This is a genomic window from Vibrio sp. Isolate25, from assembly GCF_022398025.1.
Lineage (GTDB): Bacteria > Pseudomonadota > Gammaproteobacteria > Enterobacterales > Vibrionaceae > Vibrio > Vibrio coralliilyticus_A.
Genome location: NZ_JAKEUT010000003.1, coordinates 260,308 through 285,736, shown reverse-complemented (window position 1 = coordinate 285,736; position 25,429 = coordinate 260,308). Strand labels below are relative to the sequence as shown.

The 25,429-nt window shown below is 45.6% G+C and carries 25 protein-coding genes; 18 read left to right on the top strand and 7 right to left on the bottom strand.

The window, feature by feature from the left end; genetic code table 11:
• Positions 1 to 153 precede the first annotated feature (153 nt).
• Positions 154 to 1,443 carry a citrate synthase gene (locus tag L1D15_RS11110; protein ID WP_239838327.1) on the bottom strand — a complete coding sequence of 430 codons (1,290 nt, stop codon included), beginning with the start codon at positions 1,441 to 1,443 and terminating at the stop codon, positions 154 to 156.
• Between the two features lie 396 nt (positions 1,444 to 1,839).
• On the opposite strand from L1D15_RS11110, the gene sdhC reads away from it, so the two are divergent.
• The 8 genes from sdhC (at position 1,840) to sucD (ending at position 11,482) form a co-directional block, all read left to right on the top strand.
• Complete coding sequence (sdhC, locus tag L1D15_RS11105; protein WP_006959581.1) at positions 1,840 to 2,232, top strand: succinate dehydrogenase cytochrome b556 subunit; 393 nt, start codon at positions 1,840 to 1,842, stop codon at positions 2,230 to 2,232.
• Positions 2,226 to 2,570: a succinate dehydrogenase, hydrophobic membrane anchor protein gene (gene sdhD / locus L1D15_RS11100; RefSeq protein ID WP_239838326.1), complete on the top strand. Its 345-nt coding sequence runs from the start codon at positions 2,226 to 2,228 to the stop codon at positions 2,568 to 2,570. The genes sdhC and sdhD overlap by 7 nt, the downstream gene beginning before the upstream one ends.
• Positions 2,571 to 4,337: a succinate dehydrogenase flavoprotein subunit gene (gene sdhA, locus L1D15_RS11095; RefSeq protein WP_239838325.1), complete on the top strand. Its 1,767-nt coding sequence runs from the start codon at positions 2,571 to 2,573 to the stop codon at positions 4,335 to 4,337.
• Positions 4,338 to 4,351: 14 nt separating this feature from the next.
• Entirely contained in the window at positions 4,352 to 5,062 is a 711-nt protein-coding gene (locus L1D15_RS11090) for a succinate dehydrogenase iron-sulfur subunit (RefSeq protein WP_239838324.1), read from the top strand.
• A gap of 94 nt (positions 5,063 to 5,156) precedes the next feature.
• Positions 5,157 to 7,997, top strand: a complete 2,841-nt coding sequence (sucA, locus tag L1D15_RS11085; RefSeq protein WP_239864916.1) for a 2-oxoglutarate dehydrogenase E1 component — start codon at positions 5,157 to 5,159, stop codon at positions 7,995 to 7,997.
• Between the two features lie 28 nt (positions 7,998 to 8,025).
• Positions 8,026 to 9,234 carry a 2-oxoglutarate dehydrogenase complex dihydrolipoyllysine-residue succinyltransferase gene (odhB, locus tag L1D15_RS11080; protein WP_239875611.1) on the top strand — a complete coding sequence of 403 codons (1,209 nt, stop codon included), beginning with the start codon at positions 8,026 to 8,028 and terminating at the stop codon, positions 9,232 to 9,234.
• Between the two features lie 209 nt (positions 9,235 to 9,443).
• Positions 9,444 to 10,610: an ADP-forming succinate--CoA ligase subunit beta gene (sucC, locus tag L1D15_RS11075; protein ID WP_006959569.1), complete on the top strand. Its 1,167-nt coding sequence runs from the start codon at positions 9,444 to 9,446 to the stop codon at positions 10,608 to 10,610.
• Positions 10,610 to 11,482, top strand: coding sequence for a succinate--CoA ligase subunit alpha (gene sucD / locus L1D15_RS11070; protein ID WP_006881309.1), 873 nt, complete (start codon positions 10,610 to 10,612; stop codon positions 11,480 to 11,482). The genes sucC and sucD overlap by 1 nt, the downstream gene beginning before the upstream one ends.
• 75 nt (positions 11,483 to 11,557) lie before the next feature.
• On the opposite strand, the gene L1D15_RS11065 is transcribed toward sucD, so the two are convergent.
• Positions 11,558 to 11,848 carry a hypothetical protein gene (locus L1D15_RS11065; RefSeq protein WP_239864914.1) on the bottom strand — a complete coding sequence of 97 codons (291 nt, stop codon included), beginning with the start codon at positions 11,846 to 11,848 and terminating at the stop codon, positions 11,558 to 11,560.
• Positions 11,849 to 12,402: 554 nt separating this feature from the next.
• Between L1D15_RS11065 and L1D15_RS11060 the strand changes: the two genes are divergently transcribed.
• Complete coding sequence (locus L1D15_RS11060; RefSeq protein WP_239838320.1) at positions 12,403 to 12,921, top strand: GNAT family N-acetyltransferase; 519 nt, start codon at positions 12,403 to 12,405, stop codon at positions 12,919 to 12,921.
• Here L1D15_RS11060 and L1D15_RS11055 read toward each other — a convergent pair.
• Both L1D15_RS11055 and L1D15_RS11050 read right to left on the bottom strand, forming a co-directional pair.
• Positions 12,869 to 13,168, bottom strand: coding sequence for a DUF3301 domain-containing protein (locus L1D15_RS11055; RefSeq protein WP_239838319.1), 300 nt, complete (start codon positions 13,166 to 13,168; stop codon positions 12,869 to 12,871). The genes L1D15_RS11060 and L1D15_RS11055 overlap by 53 nt on opposite strands.
• A gap of 3 nt (positions 13,169 to 13,171) precedes the next feature.
• Complete coding sequence (locus L1D15_RS11050) at positions 13,172 to 14,209, bottom strand: DUF3549 family protein (protein WP_239875609.1); 1,038 nt, start codon at positions 14,207 to 14,209, stop codon at positions 13,172 to 13,174.
• A 75-nt stretch (positions 14,210 to 14,284) separates the two neighbouring features.
• On the opposite strand from L1D15_RS11050, the gene L1D15_RS11045 reads away from it, so the two are divergent.
• A complete protein-coding gene (locus L1D15_RS11045) occupies positions 14,285 to 14,599 on the top strand; it encodes a YqcC family protein (protein WP_239838317.1) in 315 nt (104 codons plus the stop codon).
• Positions 14,599 to 15,321: a tRNA pseudouridine(65) synthase TruC gene (gene truC, locus L1D15_RS11040; protein WP_239864911.1), complete on the top strand. Its 723-nt coding sequence runs from the start codon at positions 14,599 to 14,601 to the stop codon at positions 15,319 to 15,321. The genes L1D15_RS11045 and truC overlap by 1 nt, the downstream gene beginning before the upstream one ends.
• Positions 15,322 to 15,397: 76 nt before the next feature.
• On the opposite strand, the gene dxs is transcribed toward truC, so the two are convergent.
• The 3 genes from dxs to xseB are packed head-to-tail and all read right to left on the bottom strand — an operon-like array spanning position 15,398 to position 18,432.
• Positions 15,398 to 17,263, bottom strand: a complete 1,866-nt coding sequence (gene dxs, locus L1D15_RS11035; protein ID WP_239864910.1) for a 1-deoxy-D-xylulose-5-phosphate synthase — start codon at positions 17,261 to 17,263, stop codon at positions 15,398 to 15,400.
• A gap of 19 nt (positions 17,264 to 17,282) precedes the next feature.
• Positions 17,283 to 18,167, bottom strand: a complete 885-nt coding sequence (gene ispA, locus L1D15_RS11030) for a (2E,6E)-farnesyl diphosphate synthase (RefSeq protein ID WP_239838314.1) — start codon at positions 18,165 to 18,167, stop codon at positions 17,283 to 17,285.
• A gap of 22 nt (positions 18,168 to 18,189) precedes the next feature.
• Positions 18,190 to 18,432, bottom strand: a complete 243-nt coding sequence (gene xseB, locus L1D15_RS11025; protein ID WP_239838313.1) for an exodeoxyribonuclease VII small subunit — start codon at positions 18,430 to 18,432, stop codon at positions 18,190 to 18,192.
• Between the two features lie 262 nt (positions 18,433 to 18,694).
• Between xseB and pomA the strand changes: the two genes are divergently transcribed.
• The 7 genes from pomA to rlmM all read left to right on the top strand — a co-directional run bounded on the left by pomA (position 18,695) and on the right by rlmM (position 25,411).
• Positions 18,695 to 19,459 carry a flagellar motor protein PomA gene (gene pomA / locus L1D15_RS11020; protein ID WP_045974729.1) on the top strand — a complete coding sequence of 255 codons (765 nt, stop codon included), beginning with the start codon at positions 18,695 to 18,697 and terminating at the stop codon, positions 19,457 to 19,459.
• A 10-nt stretch (positions 19,460 to 19,469) separates the two neighbouring features.
• The gene (locus tag L1D15_RS11015) at positions 19,470 to 20,420 is read left to right on the top strand and encodes a flagellar motor protein MotB (RefSeq protein WP_239838312.1); all 951 of its coding nucleotides are present in this window, start codon (positions 19,470 to 19,472) and stop codon (positions 20,418 to 20,420) included.
• Between the two features lie 146 nt (positions 20,421 to 20,566).
• The gene (gene thiI / locus L1D15_RS11010; RefSeq protein ID WP_239875607.1) at positions 20,567 to 22,015 is read left to right on the top strand and encodes a tRNA uracil 4-sulfurtransferase ThiI; all 1,449 of its coding nucleotides are present in this window, start codon (positions 20,567 to 20,569) and stop codon (positions 22,013 to 22,015) included.
• Between the two features lie 395 nt (positions 22,016 to 22,410).
• The gene (locus L1D15_RS11005) at positions 22,411 to 23,319 is read left to right on the top strand and encodes a transcriptional regulator GcvA (protein WP_239864907.1); all 909 of its coding nucleotides are present in this window, start codon (positions 22,411 to 22,413) and stop codon (positions 23,317 to 23,319) included.
• The gene (locus L1D15_RS11000) at positions 23,312 to 23,935 is read left to right on the top strand and encodes an alpha/beta fold hydrolase (protein WP_239864906.1); all 624 of its coding nucleotides are present in this window, start codon (positions 23,312 to 23,314) and stop codon (positions 23,933 to 23,935) included. Before L1D15_RS11005 ends, L1D15_RS11000 begins: the two co-directional genes overlap by 8 nt.
• Positions 23,925 to 24,323: a DUF423 domain-containing protein gene (locus tag L1D15_RS10995; protein ID WP_239875623.1), complete on the top strand. Its 399-nt coding sequence runs from the start codon at positions 23,925 to 23,927 to the stop codon at positions 24,321 to 24,323. The genes L1D15_RS11000 and L1D15_RS10995 overlap by 11 nt, the downstream gene beginning before the upstream one ends.
• Positions 24,320 to 25,411 carry a 23S rRNA (cytidine(2498)-2'-O)-methyltransferase RlmM gene (gene rlmM / locus L1D15_RS10990; protein WP_239864905.1) on the top strand — a complete coding sequence of 364 codons (1,092 nt, stop codon included), beginning with the start codon at positions 24,320 to 24,322 and terminating at the stop codon, positions 25,409 to 25,411. Before L1D15_RS10995 ends, rlmM begins: the two co-directional genes overlap by 4 nt.
• The last annotated feature ends 18 nt before the right edge of the window (positions 25,412 to 25,429 follow it).

Genomic DNA, 25,429 nt, shown 5'->3' with positions numbered 1-25,429 from the left:
TTAGTAAAAGAGTCGATATCGATATATAACGACTTGAGGCCGCACATGAGCTTGGGGATGAAAACTCCAAGTGAAGTGCATGAAAAAGCCAGCAGGGATTACCTACTGGCTTCATAAAAAAAGCGTCAACCTATTTTAGGACTAGACACTACATTATTCACGCTCATGAAGAGGTGAGAATTCACGCTGTACTTCACCAGTGTAAAGCTGACGTGGACGACCGATACGGTTAAGTGGATCACTGTGCATTTCATTCCAGTGTGCAATCCAACCGATTGTACGTGAAAGTGCAAAGATTACCGTGAACATAGAAACCGGAATACCAATCGCTTTCAGAATGATACCTGAGTAAAAGTCTACATTTGGGTAGAGCTTCTTAGAAACGAAGTACTCATCAGACAGAGCAATACGCTCAAGTTCCATTGCAACATCCAGTAGTGGATCGTCAATGTTTAGTTCTTTCAGAACGTCATGACAGGTTTCACGCATCACGGTTGCGCGTGGGTCGTAGTTCTTGTAGACGCGGTGACCGAAGCCCATTAGGCGGAATGGGTCATCCTTGTCTTTAGCACGATCAATGTACTCAGGAATGTTGTCGACACTGCCAATTTCTTCCAGCATCTTCAGACATGCTTCATTAGCACCGCCGTGTGCAGGTCCCCATAGTGATGCGATACCCGCGGCAATACATGCGAATGGGTTAGCACCTGAAGAACCAGCTAGACGCACTGTTGATGTTGAAGCGTTTTGCTCGTGGTCTGCGTGAAGAGTAAAAATCTTGTCCATTGCACGTGCAACGACTGGGTTGACTTCATATTCTTCACATGGGTTAGCAAACATCATGTGCAAGAAGTTTTCAGCGTAGCTTAGGTCGTTACGTGGGTAGATAAATGGTTGACCGATAGAGTATTTATAACACATTGCCGCAAGAGTAGGCATCTTCGATAGAAGACGATAGGCCGTAATTTCACGGTGTGTGTCATTATTAATGTCTAGTGAGTCGTGGTAGAAGGCTGCGAGAGCGCCAACCACACCACACATAACTGCCATCGGGTGAGCATCTCGGCGGAAGCCGTGGAAAAAGCTCGCGATTTGCTCATGCACCATAGTATGGCGCGTGACAGTGACTTTAAATTGCTCGTATTGTTCTCGTGTAGGGGCTTCACCATAAAGAAGGATGTAACATACTTCTAAGTAATCAGCGTTATTTGCTAGCTGATCAATAGGATAACCGCGGTGTAAAAGAATGCCTTTGCCACCGTCGATGTAGGTGATTTGAGATTCACAGGATGCAGTGGCAAGAAAACCTGGGTCAAAAGTGAAATATCCATTTGCTCCAAGCTTACGAACGTCAATTACAGGAGTACCAAGGGCACCTTCCATAATTGGCAGTTCGATAGGCGCTTGACCTTCAACATGAAGGGTCGCTTTCTTATCTGCCATAACAATCTCCTTTGTTTATTATTTAATCCGTCCAGGATGTTTGTGTGACATTTTTGTACGTGTGTTCGTTATCAAAGTCAATTTTTCTCCTCCGACTTGTGCACTTGTTTTGATTTTTTATACGTATAAGGTTAAAAATCTGTTCTGTGTAGCAAAAATTGTTACATCAATTGTGCTAAAATGTTTCCAGCCGTATAGTGGCGCCGTAAATTTTGGTGGAAACCTTATAAATTCAAGGCTTGAAACAAATGTGAGGTGACGTTTCAAATCTTGTTGTTAACAAATATTTTACAAATTTACTCCGGTTTTTTGCCTGCTTGTTGTTAAATAGATGTTAACTTTTGTAGGTTTGCAATCAAATTTCGTTCATAACAATAAATGCTTCAATGGAGCTGAGTGAGCAAGCCCGTGAAAGAAAGAAAGTCAAGACCTGTTAATTTAGATTTGCAGACTATCAACTTTCCGATCACAGCAATCGCATCTATCCTGCACCGAGTTTCAGGTGTAATTACGTTTGTCGCGATCGGGATACTTCTTTGGTTACTATCCATTTCCCTGTCTTCCCCTGTAGGTTACGCACAAGCTGTCGATATTGTTGACGGTTTCTTTGTGAAATTTATTTTGTGGGGCATTTTGACGGCTTTGGCCTACCATATCGCTGGTGGTATCCGTCATTTGCTGATGGACCTAGGTCATTTTGAAGAGCTGGAATCTGGCGCTATGAGCGCTAAGGTTGCATTCGCAGCAACGGCCGTTCTGTCTGTACTTGCGGGGATTCTGGTATGGTAAAACACATTTCATCTTTTGGTCGTAATGGTGTGCACGATTTCCTACTGATCCGTGCGACAGCAATCATTATGACGCTTTATACTATCTATCTGGTGAGCTTTTGCGCGTTCTCAGATATTTCTTACGTATCCTGGACTCAGTTCTTCGGTGGCACTTTTACTAAAGTGTTCACTATGCTTGCGTTGGTATCGGTTCTTATCCACGCTTGGATTGGTCTATGGCAAGTTCTTACGGACTACATCAAATGCACGAAATTACGCGGATTCCTGCAATTAGGCATTATCGCAGTGCTATTTGGTTACTTCTTCTCTGGTCTATTTATTCTGTGGGGTGCGTAAGTGTCTATTCCAGTTCGCGAATTTGATGCCGTTGTAATCGGCGCAGGTGGTGCAGGCATGCGTGCTGCGCTACAAATTTCTGAGCAAGGCCTGACTTGTGCTTTGCTATCTAAAGTATTTCCTACTCGTTCTCATACTGTGTCTGCCCAAGGTGGTATTACTGTCGCACTAGGCAACTCACACAAAGATAACTGGCAATGGCACATGTACGACACTGTTAAAGGGTCGGACTACATTGGTGACCAAAATGCCATCGAGTATATGTGTAAGAACGGGCCTGAGTCTGTTATCGAACTGGAGAAAATGGGTTTGCCATTCTCTCGCTTTGATAATGGTACTATCTATCAGCGTCCTTTCGGTGGTCAGTCTAAAGAATTTGGTGGTGAGCAAGCGGCTCGTACTGCTGCTGCTGCAGACCGTACTGGTCACGCACTGCTTCATACGCTTTACCAACAAAACGTTAAACACAAAACGACCATTTTCTCTGAGTGGTACGCACTAGACTTGGTGAAAAACCAAGACGGCGCGATCATGGGTTGTACAGCGATCTGTATGGAAACCGGTGAGATTTGTTACTTCAAGTCTAAAGCAACCATTCTTGCTACTGGTGGAGCAGGTCGTATTTATGCTTCTACGACGAACGCTCACATTAACACTGGTGATGGCGTTGGTATGGCGCTTCGTGCTGGTGTTCCGATGCAAGATATGGAAATGTGGCAGTTCCACCCAACCGGTATCGCTGGTGCGGGTGTGCTTGTGACCGAAGGTTGTCGTGGTGAAGGTGGTTATCTACTCAATAAAGACGGCGAGCGTTTCATGGAACGTTATGCACCTAACGCGAAAGACCTTGCTGGCCGTGACGTAGTTGCTCGTTCAATGATGATTGAGATCCGGGAAGGTCGCGGATGCGATGGTCCATGGGGGCCTCATATTAAGCTTAAATTGGACCACCTAGGTAAAGACGTTCTTGAGTCTCGTTTGCCAGGTATCTGTGAGCTTTCGCGTACCTTTGCGCATGTTGACCCTGTGAAAGAACCAATCCCTGTTATTCCAACCTGTCACTACATGATGGGTGGTGTACCAACTCAAGTTTCTGGCCAAGCAATTAAGCAGTTGGCTGATGGCAGTGAAGCGGAAGTTCAAGGTCTATTTGCTTGTGGTGAGATTGCCTCAGTTTCTGTACACGGTGCGAACCGTTTAGGTGGCAACTCTCTACTTGATCTAGTGGTATTTGGCCGCGCGACAGGTCTACACCTTGGTGAAACTCTTGCTGCACAAGTAGAAGCTCGCCCTGCAACAGAGTCTGATATTGAAGAGTCACTGGCGCGCACTATGCGCTGGGAAAACAGCACTGGTGGTGAAGACCCAGTTCAAATCCGTAAGGACCTACAATCCTGCATGCAAAACAGCTTCTCGGTATTCCGTGAAGGTGACGCAATGGCAACGGGCCTTGAGGAACTGAAAGTCATTCGTGAGCGTCTGAAAGATGCGCACCTTGCAGATAAGTCATCTGAATTCAACACTCAGCGCATTGAATGTCTAGAGCTGGATAACCTGATGGAAACTGCTTTCTCAACGGCAGTGGCTGCAAACTACCGTACTGAAAGCCGTGGCGCTCATGCTCGCTTCGATTACCCTGAGCGTGATGACGAGAACTGGTTGTGCCACTCAATATATAATCCGGAAACGGAAGCAATGACGAAGCGTGATGTCAACATGACGCCAGTTCATCGTGAAGCGTTCCCGCCAAAAGTACGTACATACTAAGGGAGGAATAAATTATGAAACTGAACTTCTCTTTGTATCGTTATAATCCTGATGTCGATAATAAGCCTTACATGAAGGACTACGTTCTTGAGGTTGATGAAGGCTCTGACATGATGGTATTGGATGCCTTGATTCTTTTGAAAGAACAAGATCCAACAATTGCATTTCGTCGTTCTTGTCGTGAAGGTGTATGTGGTTCTGACGGCCTTAATATGAACGGTAAAAACGGTCTTGCATGTATTACCCCACTTTCTGCGTTAGCGGGTGACAAAATCGTTATTCGCCCGTTGCCTGGCTTACCTGTGGTTCGTGACTTAATTGTTGATATGACCCAGTTTTATGACAATTACGCGAAAGTGAAGCCATTCTTGATTGATGATGATGCTTTACCGCCATCGCGTGAAAACTTGCAGTCTCCAGATGAGCGAGCTCACCTTGATGGACTTTACGAATGTATCATGTGTGCATGCTGTACGACGTCATGCCCATCATTCTGGTGGAACCCTGATAAATTCATTGGTCCTGCTGGCTTGCTAGCTGCGTATCGCTGGCTAATCGATAGTCGTGATACAGCGACAGATGAACGTCTGTCAAATCTTGATGATGCATTTAGCGTTTTCCGTTGCCATGGCATCATGAATTGTGTAAGTGTTTGTCCTAAGGGACTAAACCCAACGAAAGCCATCGGTCACATCAAGACTATGCTGGTTAACCGTTCGGTTTAAATTTATAAAAAAATTGCCGGCCACCTTGGTGGCCGGCTCTTAATAGCTCGGCGTAGACCGAAGCAAACGTGAAAACTACTGGTTAAGGGAAAATATGCACAACGGCGTGATGAAGGCATGGCTCGAGTCTTCACACTTGGCTGGCGCCAATGCAACTTATGTAGAAGACCTCTACGAACTGTATCTAAGTGATCCCGATCTGGTAAGTGAGGAGTGGAAACGTGTGTTTGATGGCTTGCCTAAGCCTTCAGAAGAGGTAGCTGAACAACCTCATTCACGTGTCCGTGACTACTTCCGACGACTCGCTCAAGAAACAAAGCATTACAATGTCCAAGTTAGTGATCCAGATGTCGACGCTAAGCAAGTAAAAGTTCTTCAACTTATTAACGCATACCGCTTCCGCGGTCATGAAGCTGCAGAACTAGACCCACTTGGTTTATGGCAACGCCCAACTGTGGCGGAGCTAGACCCAGCATTCCACAATCTCACCGAAGACGACTTTGAAGAATCATTCAATGTAGGTTCTTTTGCAATTGGTCAAGACACCATGTTGCTGAAAGATATCTATGCCTCTCTGAATAAAATCTATTGTGGTTCCATCGGTGCAGAATACATGCACATGACAAACACTGAACAAAAACGTTGGATCCAGCAACGTTTAGAGTCAGTTGTAGGTCAGCCTTCTTTTACTAAGGAAGAAAAACAAGAGTTTTTAGAAGAGCTCACTGCTGCTGAAGGATTGGAACGTTACCTCGGGGCCAAATTCCCGGGTGCTAAACGTTTCTCACTTGAAGGTGGTGATGCGCTTATTCCAATGACAAAAGAACTGATTCGCCATGCTGGTAAAAACGGTATGCGTGAAGTGGTCATTGGTATGGCGCACCGTGGGCGCTTAAATATGCTGGTCAATGTTCTAGGTAAAAAACCTCAGGACTTGTTTGACGAGTTTGCGGGTAAACATGATGAAACATGGGGTACGGGAGACGTTAAGTACCACCAAGGTTTCTCTGCTGATTTTGCAACGCCAGGTGGCGATGTTCACCTTGCGCTAGCGTTTAACCCTTCTCACCTTGAAATTGTCAATCCTGTTGTTATTGGTTCTGTCCGTGCTCGACAAGATCGCCTCGGTGATAATGAAGGCAATACGGTGTTACCTATCACGATTCATGGTGACTCAGCGGTAGCAGGTCAGGGTGTTGTTGCTGAAACCTTCAATATGTCCCAATCTCGAGGGTTCCGTGTTGGTGGTACAGTGCGCATTGTTGTCAACAACCAAGTAGGCTTCACGACTTCCAATCCGAATGATACTCGCTCGACTATGTACTGTACTGATATTGCAAAAATGGTACAGGCGCCGATTTTCCACGTGAATGCAGACGATCCTGAAGCGGTGGCTTTCGTTACGCGTATTGCACTGGATTACCGAAATGAGTTCAAGAGCGATGTGGTCATTGACTTGGTTTGTTACCGTCGCCACGGTCATAACGAGGCGGATGAGCCAAATGCCACTCAGCCTTTGATGTATCAGAAGATCAAAAAGCATCCAACGCCTCGTAAGCTTTATGCTGACGTATTGATTGAGCGTGGTGATTTTGGCATTGATACTGCTACACAGTTAGTCAACGAATACCGTGATGCATTAGATCGTGGTGAAGTGGTCGTTAAAGAATGGCGTCCAATGGCATTGCACTCTGTAGACTGGTCTCCATATTTAGGTCATGACTGGGATGTTAATTGGGATAGTACCTTCGATAAAGGCCGCTTGGTGGAGCTAGGTCAGCGAGTTTGTCAATATCCTGAAAGCCACAAACTACAAAGTCGTGTTAATAAGCTTTATAACGATCGTATGGCGATGGTTGCGGGTGAAAAAGCGATTGACTGGGGGATGGCTGAAACGTTGGCATATGCGACCTTGGTCGATGATGGTAAACGTATTCGTATTTCTGGTCAGGACTCCGGACGTGGTACTTTCTTCCATCGTCACTCCGTGCTTCATAACCAGACTGATGCCAGCACTTACGTTCCCTTAGCGAACATCCATGACAAACAAGGTCCTTTTGAAGTATACGACTCCGTATTGTCTGAAGAGGCGGTTCTGGCATTCGAATATGGTTATGCCACAGCAGAACCAAGTGGTTTGACTATTTGGGAAGCTCAGTTTGGTGATTTTGCTAACGGGGCTCAAGTGGTGATTGACCAGTTCATTTCCTCAGGTGAGCAAAAGTGGGCTCGTTTGTGTGGTTTGACTATGCTTCTTCCACATGGCTATGAAGGACAGGGCCCAGAGCACTCTTCTGCGCGTCTAGAACGTTACCTTCAGTTATGTGCTGAACAAAACATGCAGGTTGTTGTGCCATCGACTCCGGCTCAGGTGTACCACATGATTCGCCGTCAGGTTGTGCGACCTATGCGTCGACCTCTTATCGTTATGTCTCCTAAGTCATTACTTCGCCACCCTCTTTGCACTTCAACGCTTGAAGAGTTATCGGAAGGTACATTCCAGCCAGCGATTGCTGAGATTGACAAACTGGATCCTAAGAAGGTGAAACGAGTTGTTTTCTGTTCAGGTAAGGTTTACTTCGACCTACTGGAACAGCGTCGCAATAATGAGCAGGAAGACGTTGCGATTGTTCGTATTGAACAGCTTTACCCATTCCCATTGGATGAAGTCAAAGCGGCCATCGAACAATACACCAATGTAGAAGATTATGTCTGGTGTCAGGAAGAGCCTCAAAACCAAGGCGCTTGGTACTGTAGCCAACACAACTTCCGTGCTGCTATTCCGGCAGGTGCCGATCTTAAGTACGCTGGGCGCCCAGCATCGGCCTCACCTGCAGTCGGTTACATGTCAGTACATTTGAAACAACAGAAAGCGTTGGTCGAAGACGCCTTAACTGTTAATGAAAAGAACGTGAATACAAAAACTTCAGATTAAGAACTAGAAGTTAAAGGAAGAAACAGATATGACAATTGAAATTCTGGTTCCAGATTTACCTGAATCTGTTGCGGACGCGACAGTCGCAACATGGCACAAACAACCAGGTGACGCGGTCGAGCGTGATGAAGTTCTGGTTGACATCGAAACTGATAAGGTGGTTCTTGAAGTACCAGCTCCAGAGGCCGGTGTTTTAGAGGCCATCGTCGAAGAAGAAGGTGCAACAGTACTTTCAAAGCAACTCATCGCTAAGCTTAAGCCAGGTGCGGTTGCTGGAGAGCCAACGAAAGACACAACAGCAGAGTCTGAAGCCTCTCCTGATAAACGTCATAAGGCATCGCTGACAGAAGAAAGCAATGATGCACTTAGCCCGGCAGTTCGCCGTTTACTCGCTGAGCATGGTCTAGAAGCGAGCCAAGTGAAAGGCACTGGTGTTGGCGGTCGTATCACTCGTGAAGATATTGAAGCGCACCTTGCAAATGCAAAATCTGAGTCTAAAGCTGATGCACCTGCTGCAGTAGAAGTTCCAGCAGCGGCTCGTAGCCAGAAGCGTGTTCCAATGACACGTTTACGTAAAACAGTTGCAAACCGTCTTCTAGAAGCGAAGAACAACACGGCGATGCTGACGACGTTTAACGAAGTCAATATGAAGCCAATCATGGACCTTCGTAAGCAATACAAAGACCAATTCGAAGAGCGTCATGGCATTCGTCTAGGTTTCATGTCTTTCTACGTAAAAGCGGTAACTGAAGCGCTAAAACGTTACCCAGAAGTCAACGCTTCTATCGATGGCGATGACATTGTTTACCACAACTACTTCGACATCAGCATGGCGGTTTCTACGCCTCGTGGTCTAGTTACCCCAGTCCTCAAAGATTGCGATACGCTAGGTTTTGCTGATATCGAAAAAGGCATCAAAGAGTTAGCGATCAAAGGTCGTGACGGCAAGTTGACAGTAGACGAGCTAATGGGTGGTAACTTTACTATCACTAACGGTGGTGTGTTTGGTTCACTGATGTCTACGCCAATCATCAACCCGCCGCAATCAGCGATTCTTGGCATGCACAAGATCCAAGAGAGACCAATGGCTGTTGATGGCAAAGTAGAAATTCTACCTATGATGTATCTTGCACTTTCTTACGATCACCGTTTGATTGATGGTCGTGAGTCAGTTGGTTTCTTGGTTACCATCAAAGAGCTACTGGAAGATCCAGCACGTCTACTTCTTGACGTGTAATTAACTCAAGCACCGGATTGATTTTGGTAATCTGGTGCCTAAAGTTTCTAAGGCTGAGCACGCTCAACGCTCAGCCTTCATTTGAAGCACTCGTTATTGAATTGGATAGCTAGTGGTTTATTTGAGAAGACCCTACAGACGTTAGGTCGTTTCGACCAAAGCGTCATGGACATAATAATCCCTCAAGGGAAAACAAACGGAATATCAAAATGAATTTGCATGAATACCAAGCCAAACAGCTGTTTGCAGAATTCGGTTTGCCTGTACCGGAAGGCTATGCGTGTGATACCCCTCAAGAAGCTTTCGAAGCTGCGGGACGCATTAGCACAGAGAAAAAAGTTGTTAAATGTCAGGTTCACGCTGGTGGTCGCGGTAAAGCGGGCGGCGTTGAACTCCATGACACGAAAGATGGCGTAAAAGAGTTTGCGCAAAAATGGCTAGGTAAGAACCTGGTAACTTACCAAACAGATGCAAATGGTCAGCCTGTAACAAAAATCCTTGTAGAAGAAGCGTCTAACATCGCTAACGAACTTTACTTAGGTGCGGTTGTTGACCGTGCAAGCCGTAAGATCGTTTTCATGGCTTCAACGGAAGGCGGTGTTGAGATTGAGAAAGTTGCGGAAGAAACGCCGGAGCTAATCCACAAAGCTGCGATTGACCCATTGGTTGGTCCTCAAGCTTATCAAGGTCGTGAACTTGCGTTCAAACTGGGCCTAGCGGGTGATCAAATCAAACAGTTCGTTAAGATCTTCATGGGTCTTGGCACTATGTTCGCTCAGTACGATCTAGCACTACTAGAAATTAACCCACTAGTCGTTACTGGTGAAGGTAACCTGCTTTGTCTAGATGGCAAGATTAACATCGATTCAAACGCAATGTACCGTCAGCCTAAGCTGCGTGAAATGCACGATCCTTCACAAGAAGATGAACGTGAGGCACATGCTGCTCAGTGGGAACTGAACTATGTCGCTCTAGATGGCAACGTTGGCTGTATGGTTAACGGTGCGGGTCTAGCAATGGGCACAATGGATATCGTAAACCTACACGGTGGCAAGCCAGCTAACTTCCTAGACGTAGGTGGCGGCGCGACTAAAGAACGTGTAGCAGAAGCATTTAAGATCATCTTATCTGATGACAATGTAAAAGCAGTACTAGTTAACATCTTCGGTGGTATCGTTCGCTGTGACATGATCGCTGAAGGTATTATCGGTGCCGTTAAAGAGGTAGGCGTAAGCGTACCAGTAGTTGTTCGTCTAGAAGGGACTAACGCAGACCTAGGTCGCGAAGTTCTTGCTAATTCTGATGTTGATATCATTGCTGCTGAGTCGCTAACTGACGCAGCTCAGAAAGTTGTTGCTGCTGCGGAGGGCAAATAATGTCTGTACTAATTAATAAAGACACCAAAGTAATCTGTCAGGGTTTCACTGGTGGTCAAGGTACTTTCCACTCTGAGCAAGCTATCGCATACGGTACACAGATGGTTGGTGGTGTATCTCCAGGTAAAGGTGGTCAAACTCACCTAGGTCTTCCTGTGTTCAACACTGTACGTGAAGCAGTAGAGGCAACTGGCGCAACTGCAACCGTTATCTACGTTCCTGCACCTTTCTGTAAAGATGCAATCCTAGAAGCGATTGATGCGGGTATCGAGCTTATCGTAACCATCACTGAAGGTATCCCAACGACAGATATGATCGACGTGAAAGTGAAGCTAGAAGAAACTGGCGTTCGCATGATCGGTCCTAACTGTCCAGGTCTAATCACTCCTGATGAGTGTAAGATTGGTATCATGCCTGGTCATATCCACAAGAAAGGTAAAGTAGGTATTGTTTCTCGCTCTGGTACTCTAACGTATGAAGCGGTTAAGCAGACTACAGATGAAGGCTTCGGTCAGTCGACTTGTGTTGGTATCGGTGGTGACCCAATCCCAGGTTCAAACTTCATTGATATCTTAAAGTTATTCCAAGAAGATCCAGAAACTGAAGCCATCGTAATGATCGGTGAGATCGGTGGTACAGCAGAAGAAGAAGCGGCGGCGTTTATCAAAGAGAACGTGACTAAACCTGTTGTTTCTTATATCGCTGGTGTTACAGCGCCTCCAGGTAAACGTATGGGCCACGCTGGTGCAATCATCTCTGGTGGTAAAGGTACAGCGGAAGACAAGTTTGCAGCTCTAGAGGCAGCAGGCGTTAAGACGGTTAAGTCTCTAGCTGATATCGGTAAAGGTCTACGCGAAGTGACTGGCTGGTAATCCGGCACGTTATAGACTAAAAAGGCTTGGCGCAATGCCAAGCCTTTTGTTTTATTCTACTGTTATTTGCTTCAACTACTTCTGAGACTCAATTTTTGCTTCCAGTTTGATTAGCCTTTTGGTTAAATCTGCGACTTGTTTTTCCAGCTGCGCAATTCGATCACTTTCACCGTTTGCTTTGGAGGCAATTTCAACCTTCGGGACACGGTTAGCGCTTTTCCAGCTCTTAATTGTCGTTATCAGTGCTGGCATGGGAACGACAGTACTTAGGCGCGCTTTTACGAGAGCAACGGTAGGCTCTTTTCCCTCTTTTTGGAGCTGTTCTAAAACTTCCCTAAGCTCTTGGCTAACATCTTGAGTAAGCATACAAAACCTCCGTGAACTCACTTTATACAATCATACTCAACAGATGTATTGAATGCGAATGGAAAATACAGAGTACTAACGTGCGAGATCGCTTACATTGCATGTAGGAAAAAACATCTAAACTTACACTAAATAGGTGTTTTTTTATTTTATATATATGATTCTTATATAAAAATATTAAATAACTTAATTAAAAAACAGATGGATTGCTGTGTAGTAGATTGTATTCACATTGGAATCCGATAATTTATTTACTTGTCGGATGGAGCTGATACGGAACATGAATATTCATGGGTCTGAGAGCACGAGAAGCATATCGTGGTAGAGTTGAATATAAAGTTCAAGGATTGATACAAATAAGACAGTAGCCTTGATTTCTGTAATGTCGAGGCATTTATTTAACCTTAGACACCGCTCACACTAACAACGTCAAAAATAGCAACTTAGATCAATAACTAAGCTTATCTGTTGGTATAACTTTTCGGCTTATTTCCAACCAAGAAACAAAAGAATTTCCCCGTCATGAAAGGGGACGCTGTCTATAAGGATATGTTGTGACTATCGTAACTCGCCGAACATTACTGGTGCCATATAATGACACCCTGCAGTCTGACTTTCTGATGCTGAACTGCTGCGCTAAAAACAGAGCAGAAATGAACGGCCCTCATACTGTTTCGTCAGCTAAGCAACTTTTCCAGAAGGTGCTTCATGATCATACCATCCACGCTTTGGCTGTATTAGATAGCCGCTCACGTGAATACATGGGTCATGTGTTTATCTATCATCTAGATACTTTGCCTGAACTTGGTTACCTATTTGATAAAGCCTATTGGGGGCAGGGCTTTGCTAGTGAGGCTTTGAAGGCTTTTTTCCCCAAAGTAGTGCGTGATCTTAACTTAGAGAGAGTGGCGGCAACGGCGAATACTGACCATATACCGTCGATCCGAATTCTAGAAAAGCTAGGTTTTGAGCTATGTGCGCAAAAAACAGATATGTTTGGGCCATATAATGAGTATGTGTTCACATCCGATGGGGTGGTAGATCGACCTTCATCAATTGAAAGCCTTGCATAATTAGCCTTCCCTGATAGCAGTCGTCACCGAGTGACGAGAATTCAAACTGATACACAGAATGCCAACGCCAACGTCCATCTGGCGTTTTGAGCTTGTGACCTTTGAGCGCTACACTGACTAGCTGCAGATCCAACTGTTTACATTTGTTAATAGCAATAGTCTTGGCGAGTTCTGCTTGCCTGCGTTGCTGCCAAAACAAAAAACAGCCGAAAGCAAGGGCCAGAATTGCGAAAAGGTCACCTAACATTTCTTAACCTTTCGTTGCTTGTTGAAGACGAACTAGCGCTTGGGCAAGCTCTGGCGATGGTGCTGAGTGCAGCAACGGCAGTAAGACTATTCGTAATTCAGGTAACATGACGAGATCAGCAAACAGCTGATTGAACAGTGCTTGATTACCTGTCTGAGCAAGACGAAGGAGAAATTGCTCTGCGTGTTTAGGTGTTGAAAGGAGATGCCAGCTCCGCCCAGCGACACCAATTAAAACTTCTTGATGGCTCAAGCGTGGTGAGGCTAGGATTTTCTCAAGTAAAGCAGTGGAGTATTGGGGGCGAGCACCTGATAAGGCTCGAGCCAGCGCACCGATGAGGAAAATGTCAGGATCGTTGCTTTCGATTTGTTCCATGGCCAATTCTTGTAAACGCTCAGCCAGCTTATCCGGTAGAGAAATATGTTCCAATGAGCCCAGTAAAGCGTAAAGAGGCTCACTTGGAAGGTGTTTCAGTGCTTTGCGCAGGTTCACGCCATTTTGATCTTGCCCTAGACGTGCACACATATCGGTCACGCCCTGTAAGCCCACTGTTTGCCATTTATCCCAGCCTAACCCTCCCGAGAAGTAGTGCTGAGCATGTTCATAGTACTGGCTACATGGTAAATCGAGTTGTGCTCTAATTTGGCTATGGAAAACGGCCATTTTATCTTCGGCAGGTTTGAAGGTGTATGGGTTGTTGGACAGCTTTTGTTGCTGCTCTTCACTCATCTCTTGGCTAAGGTGAGTGCCCATAGCTTCAACCACATACTTGATGAAATTGCCGACATCTGCCTGCTTAAGAAGCCCTCGTTCATCGAGTTCGAAATTTAGAAACCATATCCACGGTTGATTGTGCTCGTTCCAGTAAGCAATCGCGAGATGTGCTTTACGCTGCAGAGGATAAGGGTAGGGTTGCAGGCCTTTTTCGACATCCGCGAAAACTTGGCTGTCAATAAGCTTGATACGACGTCCGAGATCGTAAACCTGATATTGACATTGGCTATTAACGAGTAACTGGGTGAGAGTATGAATAGTGTCCATGACAGAATAGTCCTAACTTTCTTTCCTCTATAAATGGTACCCTTAAGCCCAATTTCAAGGTTTTCCTCTAGTTTTATGACCAAAGAACAGCAATTAGTGCCACTTTTGGAGCAGTTACCTACTCTGATGCAAGAACTCACATTGTGGCAAACCCAAATGCCGGATACTAAGGCGCTACAAAGCACGCAGCCCTTTGCGGTAGATACATTAAAACCCGAGCAATGGTTACAGTGGATATTTTTACCCAAAATGACGGTTTTGATTAAAGAGGGAGTGCCGTTACCTCAGGGATTTGCTATCGCTCCTTATTTTGAAGAGTCTTGGAAAGGAAGAAGAGAATATACCCCTTTGCTTGCTTTACTCAGAACGATCGATGAGGTTTGTGCTTGATGTTGGACATTGTTTTTAGAGATGAGTACTTTGTTGCTGTCAACAAACCCGCCGGGATGTTGGTTCACCGTAGTTGGTTAGATAAACACGAAACTCAGTTTGTGATGCAGACACTGCGTGATCAAATTGGTCAGCATGTTTTTCCACTGCATCGACTTGATCGGCCTACTTCTGGTGTGTTGATGTTTGCTCTGTCGAGTGAAGTGGCATCGCAAGTGATGCCTATGTTTGCCAACCACGAAATGGTCAAGACCTATCACGCCGTTGTGCGCGGTTGGATTGAAGAGGCGGGACGATTAGATTATGCCTTAAAAGTTGAGCTGGATAAGATAGCCGACAAGCATGCCAGCCAAGATAAGGAAGCCCAGGAGGCGATCACCGATTATCACCCATTGGCTAAAACAGAGATCCCTTACTCTACAGGAAAGTTTCCCACGACTCGCTACTGTTTGATGGAATTAAAGCCACTAACAGGGCGTAAGCATCAGCTCAGACGCCATATGGCTCATCTTCGCCATCCTATCGTTGGTGATACGACTCATGGTGATGGTAAACACAATAAGCTGTTTAGAGAAGTGTATAAATCCCATCGTTTGCTTCTGCATGCATCAAACCTTGAGTTTGTGCATCCGTTTACTCATCAGACAGTCCTTATCAACGCCAAGGTTGATGACACATGGCAGAATATTTGTGATGAATTTGCTTGGCAGATGCCGGATTAGAATTGAAAAAGGCCCTCAATTTGATTGAGGGCCTTTTGTGAGTAGTAAAATGCACATTAATGAATGTAAAGGAACGCTATTTACTCATATAGCTGCGAATGGATTGCTCGATACCTTGCGCATCCAATCCTAATTCTTCATGCAGCTCGTCTTGCGTACCCTGAGCAATGAATTTATCTGGCAGGCCTAGATTCAACACTGGTTTGAGCAATTTCTCTTGCATCATAAATTCAATGACACCTGCGCCAGCACCACCTGCAATGGCATTCTCTTCTAGTGTGACAATGACATCATGCTCTTTGACGAGTTGTTTGATGAGTTCTTCATCTAGCGGTTTGACAAAGCGCATGTCCGCGACAGTAGCATTAAGTTTTTCTGCCGCTTCGAGAGCATTACCTAAGAAAGTACCGAAGTTAAGAATCGCCACCTTTTCACCTTTACGGACGACTCGGCCTTTACCTATTACTAATGCAGTAAAATCTTGCTCAATTTCTGTTCCCATACCGCTTCCACGAGGGTAACGTACAGCACTTGGCCCAGTGTGCTTGTGGCCGGTATAGAGCATTTGGCGGCATTCATTTTCGTCGCTAGGTGCCATAATAACCATGTTTGGTATACAGCGCATAAAGCTCAGGTCGAACGCCCCTTGATGGGTTTGACCATCGGCTCCCACTAATCCTGCACGATCTATAGCAAACATCACAGGTAGGTTCATTATCGCGACGTCATGAATAAGCTGATCATAGCCACGCTGTAGGAAAGTGGAATAAATTGCGACAATCGGGTGGTTACCGGCAATTGCCATTCCAGTCGCCAGTGTTACGGCATGTTGCTCAGCGATTGCCACATCGAAGTACTGCTGCGGATACTCCTTAGAAAAGCGAACCATACCCGAGCCTTCACGCATGGCTGGTGTAATGGCCATTAACTTAGGATCCTGAGCCGCCATATCACACAAGAAATCACCAAAAACTTTGGAAAATGTTGGCTTGCTTCCGTTACTTTTCGGGAGAGAGGTATGAGCGGGATCGAATTTCGGCACACCGTGATAACCAATAGGATCTTTCTCTGCAGGCTCGTAGCCTTTGCCCTTTTTGGTCATAATATGAAGGAATTGTGGGCCTTTTAGCTCACGCATATTTTTCAGCGTTTTAACAAGCTCATTGACATCGTGACCGTCGACTGGGCCAATGTAGTTAAAACCAAGCTCCTCAAACAAAGTGCCTGGCACTACCATGCCTTTAAGGTGCTCTTCTGTGCGACGAACCAGCTCTTTAATCGGAGGAACGCCAGATAAAACTTTCTTGCCCCCCTCACGAATTGAGGTGTAGAGGCTGCCGGAAAGGACCTGAGCTAAATGATTGTTCAGGGCGCCGACGTTCTCTGAGATGGACATCTCGTTATCGTTCAGCACTACCAGCATATCTGAGTGTACATCGCCAGCATGGTTCATCGCCTCAAACGCCATGCCAGCAGTGATTGCACCGTCACCAATGACGCTGACAATCTTGCGGTTCTCACCTTCTTTCTCTGCGCTTATCGCCATGCCAAGCGCAGCACTGATCGATGTTGAAGAATGCCCAACAGACAGCGTGTCGTACTCGCTCTCTTCTCGCCAAGGGAAAGGGTGAAGTCCGTCTTTCTGACGAATAGTAGGTAGTTGGTCGCGGCGGCCAGTCAAAATTTTATGTGGGTAAGCTTGGTGGCCGACATCCCAGACTAGTTGGTCAAAAGGGGTGTTGTAGACATAGTGAAGCGCCACAGTGAGTTCCACTGTGCCTAAACCTGATGCTAGGTGGCCACTAGACTGGCTAACCGAGTTCAACAGATAAGTACGTAATTCGTCACATAGCTTAGGTAGTGCTTCTTTAGGAAGACTACGCAATTCGTCTGGGGTATTTGCCAGAGCCAGTGTTGGATATTTTGAAATATCAAGAGTCATATAAATGCGCGCTTTTAGTTTAGTTCTTGCGCTCGATGACGTATCGGGCGAACTCTTCGAGTAATTCTGTATTGTATGGGATAGCTTCTAAAGCTTGAAGAGCTTCCGTTAACAGAGTGTGAGCTTTGTTAATAGCACCTTCTAATCCTAGCAGAGCTGGGTAGGTGCTTTTATCTAATTCCTGATCAGAGCCCTGAGGTTTACCTAAGGTTTCTGTATCACTGATAATATCTAAAATGTCGTCTTGAACCTGAAACGCTAGGCCAATGGCATCAGCATAAATATCAAGCTGGGGTAATATATCGCTCCCTTTTGGGCCTGCGGCTAGTGCCCCGAGCCTGATAGCACACTTCATTAGCGCCCCTGTTTTGTTGCGATGAATCGTTTCCAGATCCGACAATGACACTTTTTGCCCCTCAGCAGCTAAATCCAACGCTTGGCCAAGGCACATACCGTTTGCACCGGAAGCTTCCGCCAGTGCTTTTATCATTTTGATACGGTTAGTTTCAGCTTCAGGGTTCAATTTGCCATCTGCGAGAATGGTAAATGCCATCGTTTGTAGCGCATCTCCCGTCAGGATGGCCGTTGCTTCGTCAAATTTAATGTGACAGGTGGGTTGGCCGCGACGCAATTCATCATCATCCATTGCTGGCAGATCATCATGAATGAGTGAATAAGCATGAATGCACTCAATCGCGGAAGCTGGTGTATCGAGCTCTTCCAGTTCACAACCCAGCATTTGACCTGTGATGTAAACAAGGAAAGGGCGTGCGCGTTTACCGCCTAGTAACAGGCCATAACGCATAGCTTCAATCAGAGGCTGTTCCTGATGAGGAAGGTGGTTCAGCCAGCGCTCTAATTGCTGATTATTTCTTTGTTGTAGAGAGGTTAACGCCTCAAGCATAGGAGCGATTCTTCTGTGATAATTATTCTGGCTGAGACGTGAACTCGGACAGTGGAGTTTCGTCATCATTTTGAAGCAAAATGCTGACACGCTGCTCAGCGTCGTGCAGCTTACTCTGGCCTTCTCGGGCGAGTGCGATGCCGCGTTCAAACTTTTTTAGTGCGTCATCAAGAGCCAGATCACCGTTTTCAAGGTGTTCAACAATGGAATCGAGTTCTTCAATTGCTGCCTCAAAGGACATGTTTTCAGGTTTCTTGCTCGCCATAATATTTCTACATTTGAAAAGATGCACGAAAGTTACCTTAGCAGGTAATGATGGTCAAATTTAACCGAGGAAAATTGACAGAAAAATCGAGCTCGCGCGGTCAATATTCTCTTTCGAGGTCACGTCATGGCTTTAGTCTAGTTTACTCTGTCGTCATAACATCTATATTTGTGTGAGTGCGATACCAATAAAACACTAAAGATCTGAAGGTGTTGCCGATATAATTTACCAGAAGCTTAAAAGATAGCATGAGGAGTGCTTTGTGGATTTAGCAACGCTAATAGGGCTCATTGGCGGCTTTGCTTTTGTCATCATGGCGATGATTTTGGGCGGAAGCATAATGATGTTCATCGATGTGACCTCCATTCTTATCGTCGTTGGCGGCTCAACCTTTGTTGTCCTAATGAAATTTACTATGGGGCAGTTTTTCGGTGCGGCTAAGATTGCGGGCAAAGCTTTCATGTTTAAAGTCGATGAACCGGAAGATCTGATTGCTAAAGTGGTCGAAATGGCAGATGCGGCACGTAAAGGTGGGTTTCTGGCACTTGAAGAAATGGAAATTACCAATAACTTCATGCAGAAAGGCATTGACTTGTTGGTCGACGGTCACGATGCCGATGTTGTACGTGCAGCACTACAGAAAGATATTGTCCTGACGGATGAGCGCCATGACTTTGGCGCGAGTGTTTTCCGTGCGTTTGGTGACGTTGCTCCTGCTATGGGCATGATAGGGACATTGGTTGGCCTAGTTGCCATGTTGTCGAATATGGATGACCCGAAAGCCATCGGCCCAGCAATGGCCGTCGCGCTTTTGACGACGCTCTACGGTGCGATCTTATCTAACATGGTATTTTTCCCGATCGCAGATAAATTGTCACTGCGCCGTGATCAAGAAAAACTCAATCGTCGCTTAATCATGGATGGTGTACTGGCTATTCAGGATGGGCAAAACCCACGCGTTATCGACAGCTATCTGAAGAACTACCTCAATGAAGGTAAGCGCGCTCTTGACGTAGATAACGAGTAAGGTCGCAGATATGGATGAAGAAGAACCAAAATGCCCGCCCCCCGGCTTACCGTTATGGATGGGAACATTTGCTGACTTAATGTCACTGTTGATGTGCTTCTTCGTACTTCTGTTGTCGTTTTCTGAGATGGACGTACTGAAGTTCAAGCAGATTGCGGGCTCAATGAAATTCGCCTTTGGTGTCCAGAACCGATTGGAAGTCAAGGACATTCCTAAAGGGACCAGTATAATTGCTCAGGAATTTAGACCCGGGCGCCCTGAGCCTACACCGATAGATGTCATCATGCAGCAAACCATAGATATCACACAGCAGACGTTAGAGTTTCATGAAGGGGAATCAGACCGTGCTGGTGGTACGCAGCGAGACAAAGGCAAGCAAACGGGTGGTAAATCTCCGGATACGTCTACCCAGGATAATCAGAACTCAGAGTCCGATCGTGAGCAGCAGCAATCTGCTGAGATGTCTGAAGAGCTCGAAACCTTAATGGAGAGCATTAAGAAAGCTTTGGAGCGAGAGATCGAACAAGGTGCGATTGAAGTTGAGAACTTGGGTCAGCAGATCGATATTCGTATTCGCGAGAAAGGAGCATTTCCAGAAGGCTCAGCCTTTTTACAGCCTAAGTTCCGTCCTCTGGTTCGTCAGATCGCTGATCTAGTGAAGGATATTCCGGGCATCGTGAGAGTCTCAGGCCACACAGATAACCAGAGAATTGATTCTGAACTTTACCGCTCCAATTGGGACTTATCGGCTCAGCGTGCGGTGTCCGTAGCACAAGAGATGGAAAAGGTGCGTGGGTTCTCTCATCAACGCCTACAAGTACGTGGAATGGCGGATACCCAGCCGTTAGGACCGAACATTACTGAAGCTCAGCGTTCGCGCAATAGACGAGTTGAAATCAGTATTATGCAGGGTGAACCTCTCTATAGTGATGAAGTACCGTCTCTACCCAATGCTAACTAATAAAAAAGGCGAGCAAAATGCTCGCCTTTTTTATGGTCTTTCATTCATGTATAATCTTGCGCCCTTAGACTGCAGAGCTCGTCGAAAAGTACGAAGCCATCTGGAATAGCTCCAATCTGCGAAACTGTTAACTTGTGAAGTGACTTATGAAATTTATCGTCAAGCCCCATCCAGAAATTTTTGTGAAAAGTGAATCGGTACGTAAACGCTTCACCAAGATTCTTGAGTGTAACATTCGCAATATTATCCAGAGTCGTACCGAATCGGTCGCTGTGTTTAACCGTCGTGACCATATTGAAGTTACTTCTGAATCAGACACTTACTACAACGAAACCGTCGAAGTGCTGACGCAAACACCGGGCATTCATCATGTGCTGGAAGTGCAGCAGTCAGAGTTTAAAGATTTACACGATATCTTCGAGCAAGTGCTTGAATTGAATCGCCCTAACCTAGAAGGCAAAACCTTTGTGGTGCGAGCAAAGCGTCGTGGTAAGCATGATTTCACGTCGATCGAGTTAGAACGTTACGTGGGTGGTGGCCTAAATCAAGCGATAGAAACAGCGAGTGTCAAACTACGCAACCCAGATGTAACGGTGAAAGTGGAAGTGGCAAATGACAAGCTAAACCAAGTGATCAAACGTCACAAAGGGCTTGGCGGCTTCCCTCTTGGTACGCAAGAAGACGTATTGAGCCTGATTTCTGGTGGCTTCGACTCTGGTGTATCCAGTTATCTGCACATCAAACGTGGTTCAAAAGTTCATTACTGTTTCTTCAACTTGGGCGGCCCTGCGCATGAGATTGGTGTTAAGCAGGTTTCTCATTATTTGTGGAATAAGTACGGATCGTCAGCAAAAGTACGCTTCATTTCTGTAGATTTTGAGCCGGTTGTGGCCGAAATTCTTGAGAAGGTAGATGATGGTCAGATGGGAGTGATCCTCAAGCGCATGTTTATGCGTGCCGCTGGGATGATAGCTGAGAAGTTTGGCATTCAGGCGTTGGTGACGGGTGAAGCTTTAGGTCAGGTTTCAAGCCAGACTCTAACTAATCTGCGTCATATTGATAATGTAACGGATACTTTGATTCTGCGTCCACTGATTAACTGGGATAAAGAAGATATCATCAACCTTGCGCGAGATATTGGTACTGAAGACTTTGCGAAAACAATGCCGGAATATTGTGGTGTTATTTCTAAGAAGCCGACAGTGAAAGCGGTAAAAGCGAAGTTGGACGCTGAAGAAGAGAAGTTTGACTTTGATATTTTAGAGCAAGTGGTGCGTGATGCTCGTCAGATGGACATTCGTGATATTGCCAAAGAGTCTGAACAAGCCGCGCCAGAAGTTGAACAGGTTCAAGCTGTTGAACAGCACGCGATTGTATTGGATATCCGCAGCCCGGAAGAAGAGGAAGACAATCCACTTGAAATTGAAGGTGTGGATGTCAAACATATTCCTTTCTACAAACTAGGTACTCAGTTTGGCGATTTAGATCAGTCTAAAACGTATCTGCTCTATTGTGATCGTGGTGTGATGAGCCGATTACAGGCGTTGTACCTGCAAGAGCAAGGCTTTAATAACGTTAAAGTATATCGCCCTTAAAATAGGCAGAGAACATCATAAAAGCGCAAACCGTTAATTCGGTTTGCGCTTTTTTGTATGGCTCGATAATGATCTGACATGTTCTCTGAATTCAGCAGATAAAAAAACACCGCCAAAAGGCGGTGCTAAACAATTTGACAGACAGGTCAAAATAAATACAGGAAGTATGTGTTCCGCTCTAGCTAGAGAGGCGAAACGTGGTAGAAACCTACCTAACTCGAAATACGAGTTTGCAAACACAACATCGCAACAATATGCCAATTGATTCTGATAAAGAATCAAGCCGTTCTGGCTCTTGCTGCGTGGTGAAATATAGAATTTCTCTGGTCGTCAGGCAATGGACATTTTATAATGTTTCAGATTAAAAAAACTAATCCAATTTATGGAAGGACACTATGTCTAGAAGATTGCCACCTTTGAACTCTCTGAAAGTGTTTGAAGCCGCAGCGCGTCATTTGAGTTTTACTAGAGCAGCTGAGGAGTTATTTGTGACTCAGGCTGCAGTTAGCCATCAAATCAAGGCGTTAGAGGAGTTTCTTGGCTTGAAACTCTTCAGGCGACGTAACCGTTCTCTGCTGCTGACTGAGGAAGGCCAGAGCTACTTTTTGGACATTAAAGATATTTTCACCTCTCTTGCTGAAGCGACAGACAAAGTATTGGAGCGCAGCGAGAAAGGCGCGCTGACCATCAGTCTGCCGCCGAGCTTTGCGATTCAATGGCTAGTTCCACGCTTGGCGGACTTCAATCAGCAGGAACCTGACATTGATGTGCGTATCAAAGCGGTGGATATGGATGAAGGCTCATTGACTGACGATGTGGATGTGGCGATTTACTATGGGCGTGGCAATTGGCCGGGTTTACGTGCGGACAAATTGTATCAGGAATTTCTTATTCCACTCTGCTCGCCATCTTTATTACTGAGCAATAAACCATTAGAAACTCTAAGTGATCTTAAGCAACATACGTTACTTCACGATACTTCGCGAAAAGACTGGAAGCAGTTTGCGAAAGAACACGGTATTGAAGGGATTAACGTCAATCACGGGCCTATATTCAGCCACTCGACGATGGTGTTACAAGCTGCGGCACACGGACAGGGAGTCGCGTTAGGTAACAATGTGCTTGCTCAGCCAGAAATGGAAGCTGGTCGATTGATTGCACCATTTGATGAAGTTCTTATCACTAAGAATGCTTTTTACGTGGTGTGCCATGATAAGCAGGCGGATATGGGGCGTATTGCCACATTCCGTGACTGGATGCTTGCCAAGGCACAAAGTGAGCAAGAGGAATTGTTGGATGACTGATTTCCTAATTGATGGTGAGCAAGGCAACCCTGTTTTTATTTTTGCTCACGGTGCGGGAGCCGGTATGGATCATGATTTTATGACGGCGGTAGCGAAAGGGTTAGCGAAGAAAGGGATTCAAGTTGTTCGTTTTAACTTCCCATATATGGTTAAACGTGCTGAAGATGGTAAACGCCGCCCGCCAGATCGAGCGCCTAAGCTTTTGGAAGCGTATCAGGCTGTGATTGCCAAGTTTTCTGATGTACCTGTTGTGATTGGTGGGAAATCCATGGGCGGGCGCATGGCTAGCTTGCTGGCTGAAGACGGTAATGTGGCAGCGATTGCCTGTTTAGGCTTTCCTTTTCATCCTCCGGGTAAACCCGAAAATTACAAAGGCGAGCATCTGGCGACGCTCAATAAGCCATGTTTAATCCTTCAAGGGGAGAGGGATACTTTTGGTAAGCAAGATGAGTTTAAAGGTTTCGCTCTCTCAGATGACATCAAGGTGACATTTATCCCTGATGGCGATCATAGTTTCAAACCTAGAAAGAGCTCAGGTCATACTGAAGCGGGCAATATCGCTCTGGCGGTTGAGTATTTAGCTGATTTTATATTGGAGAGCTATGGTGAAAAGTAAGCAGTTACTTACCGTTGGTGGATTATTTTCCGGAGTTGGCGTTGCACTCGGCGCTTTTGCCGCTCACGGGTTAAAGCAATCACTATCACCTTATTTAGTGGATGTCTTTAATACAGGCGTTCAGTATCAATTTATTCATGCTCTAGCGATTTTACTTTGTGGAGTCTTACTCAGGATAGGCATGGCTGAGAAAGCGCAAAAATATTTCGCCCTTGCCGCAAATTGCTTTATCATCGGCATCTTTTGTTTTAGTGGCAGCCTCTACGCCCTTGCATTAACCGGAATCAAATGGTTTGGACCTATTACTCCATTTGGTGGTTTAACCTTTATGCTTGGCTGGGGACTGTTTGTTTTCGCAGCGTTACAGATTAAAGAGGTGAATCAGTGAAACACTTAATGCTCTACTGCCGAGCTGGTTTTGAAAAAGAGTGTGCTGGAGAGATTCAGGATCGCGCTACCCAACTTGAAGTGTTTGGCTTCCCTCGTTTAAAGAACAATACTGGTTACGTATTATTTGAATGTTATCAGCTGGGTGATGCGGAGCGTCTGGTTAAAGAGCTCGACTTCAAGTCACTGATCTTTGCTCGTCAGATGTTTGCCGTTGCAGTGGAGATTAAAGACCTTCCTCGTGAAGATCGTATTTCTCCTATTTTAGAGGAGCTCAGTGAGGTTGAATCTTTCCCGCGCTGTGGCGATATCCGCATTGAAACACCAGATACCAACGAAGCGAAAGAGCTGCTTAAGTTTTGTCGTAAATTCACGGTTCCTATGCGCCAGGCCATGCGCGGCAAAGGCATTTTGCTGCCAAAAGATAGCCCGAAGAAGCCAGTGTTACACCTCTGTTTTGTTGCACCGGGGCATTGTTTTGTAGGCTACTCGTTGCCAAGCAATAACTCTCAGTTTTTTATGGGAATCCCTCGTCTAAAGTTCCCTGCCGATGCACCAAGCCGTTCGACACTTAAATTGGAAGAAGCTTTCCATGTTTTCATTCCGCGTGAGGAGTGGGATGAGCGCCTGGCTCCTGGTATGTGGGGAGTGGATCTGGGGGCGTGTCCTGGTGGATGGACATACCAACTAGTTAAGCGTTCTATGTTCGTTCATGCAGTCGATAACGGCATGATGGCCGATAGCCTGATGGAAACGGGGCAGGTTAAACATCATCAGGAAGACGGCTTTAAATTCGAGCCAGCACGTAAAAATGTCACTTGGCTTATCTGTGATATGGTCGAAAAACCATCACGCGTTGCGCAGTTGATGGGAGAGTGGATTATTAGTGGTTGGGCCAAAGAAGCCTTGTTCAATCTCAAACTGCCGATGAAGGGGCGTTATGACGAAGTATTAGAAGATATTGAAAATCTTAAGCTATTTCTGATTGAGAACAAAGTGAAGTTCAAGCTGCAAGCTAAGCACCTTTATCACGATCGTGAAGAAATTACCGTCCACGTGCAGTGCCTATCAAACATTTCACCACGATAGAATATCCCGTAGTATCAC

Excerpts from the sequence above, each read along its gene's own strand:
- L1D15_RS11110 (WP_239838327.1), bottom strand. The coding sequence starts at position 1,443 with ATGGCAGATAAGAAAGCGACCCTTCATGTTGAAGGTCAAGCGCCTATC.
- sdhD (WP_239838326.1), top strand. The coding sequence starts at position 2,226 with ATGGTAAAACACATTTCATCTTTTGGTCGTAATGGTGTGCACGATTTC.
- L1D15_RS11090 (WP_239838324.1), top strand. The coding sequence starts at position 4,352 with ATGAAACTGAACTTCTCTTTGTATCGTTATAATCCTGATGTCGATAAT.
- sucA (WP_239864916.1), top strand. The coding sequence starts at position 5,157 with ATGCACAACGGCGTGATGAAGGCATGGCTCGAGTCTTCACACTTGGCT.
- odhB (WP_239875611.1), top strand. The coding sequence starts at position 8,026 with ATGACAATTGAAATTCTGGTTCCAGATTTACCTGAATCTGTTGCGGAC.
- sucC (WP_006959569.1), top strand. The coding sequence starts at position 9,444 with ATGAATTTGCATGAATACCAAGCCAAACAGCTGTTTGCAGAATTCGGT.
- sucD (WP_006881309.1), top strand. The coding sequence starts at position 10,610 with ATGTCTGTACTAATTAATAAAGACACCAAAGTAATCTGTCAGGGTTTC.
- L1D15_RS11065 (WP_239864914.1), bottom strand. The coding sequence starts at position 11,848 with ATGCTTACTCAAGATGTTAGCCAAGAGCTTAGGGAAGTTTTAGAACAG.
- L1D15_RS11055 (WP_239838319.1), bottom strand. The coding sequence starts at position 13,168 with ATGTTAGGTGACCTTTTCGCAATTCTGGCCCTTGCTTTCGGCTGTTTT.
- L1D15_RS11050 (WP_239875609.1), bottom strand. The coding sequence starts at position 14,209 with ATGGACACTATTCATACTCTCACCCAGTTACTCGTTAATAGCCAATGT.
- L1D15_RS11045 (WP_239838317.1), top strand. The coding sequence starts at position 14,285 with ATGACCAAAGAACAGCAATTAGTGCCACTTTTGGAGCAGTTACCTACT.
- truC (WP_239864911.1), top strand. The coding sequence starts at position 14,599 with ATGTTGGACATTGTTTTTAGAGATGAGTACTTTGTTGCTGTCAACAAA.
- dxs (WP_239864910.1), bottom strand. The coding sequence starts at position 17,263 with ATGACTCTTGATATTTCAAAATATCCAACACTGGCTCTGGCAAATACC.
- ispA (WP_239838314.1), bottom strand. The coding sequence starts at position 18,167 with ATGCTTGAGGCGTTAACCTCTCTACAACAAAGAAATAATCAGCAATTA.
- xseB (WP_239838313.1), bottom strand. The coding sequence starts at position 18,432 with ATGGCGAGCAAGAAACCTGAAAACATGTCCTTTGAGGCAGCAATTGAA.
- L1D15_RS11015 (WP_239838312.1), top strand. The coding sequence starts at position 19,470 with ATGGATGAAGAAGAACCAAAATGCCCGCCCCCCGGCTTACCGTTATGG.
- thiI (WP_239875607.1), top strand. The coding sequence starts at position 20,567 with ATGAAATTTATCGTCAAGCCCCATCCAGAAATTTTTGTGAAAAGTGAA.
- L1D15_RS11005 (WP_239864907.1), top strand. The coding sequence starts at position 22,411 with ATGTCTAGAAGATTGCCACCTTTGAACTCTCTGAAAGTGTTTGAAGCC.
- L1D15_RS11000 (WP_239864906.1), top strand. The coding sequence starts at position 23,312 with ATGACTGATTTCCTAATTGATGGTGAGCAAGGCAACCCTGTTTTTATT.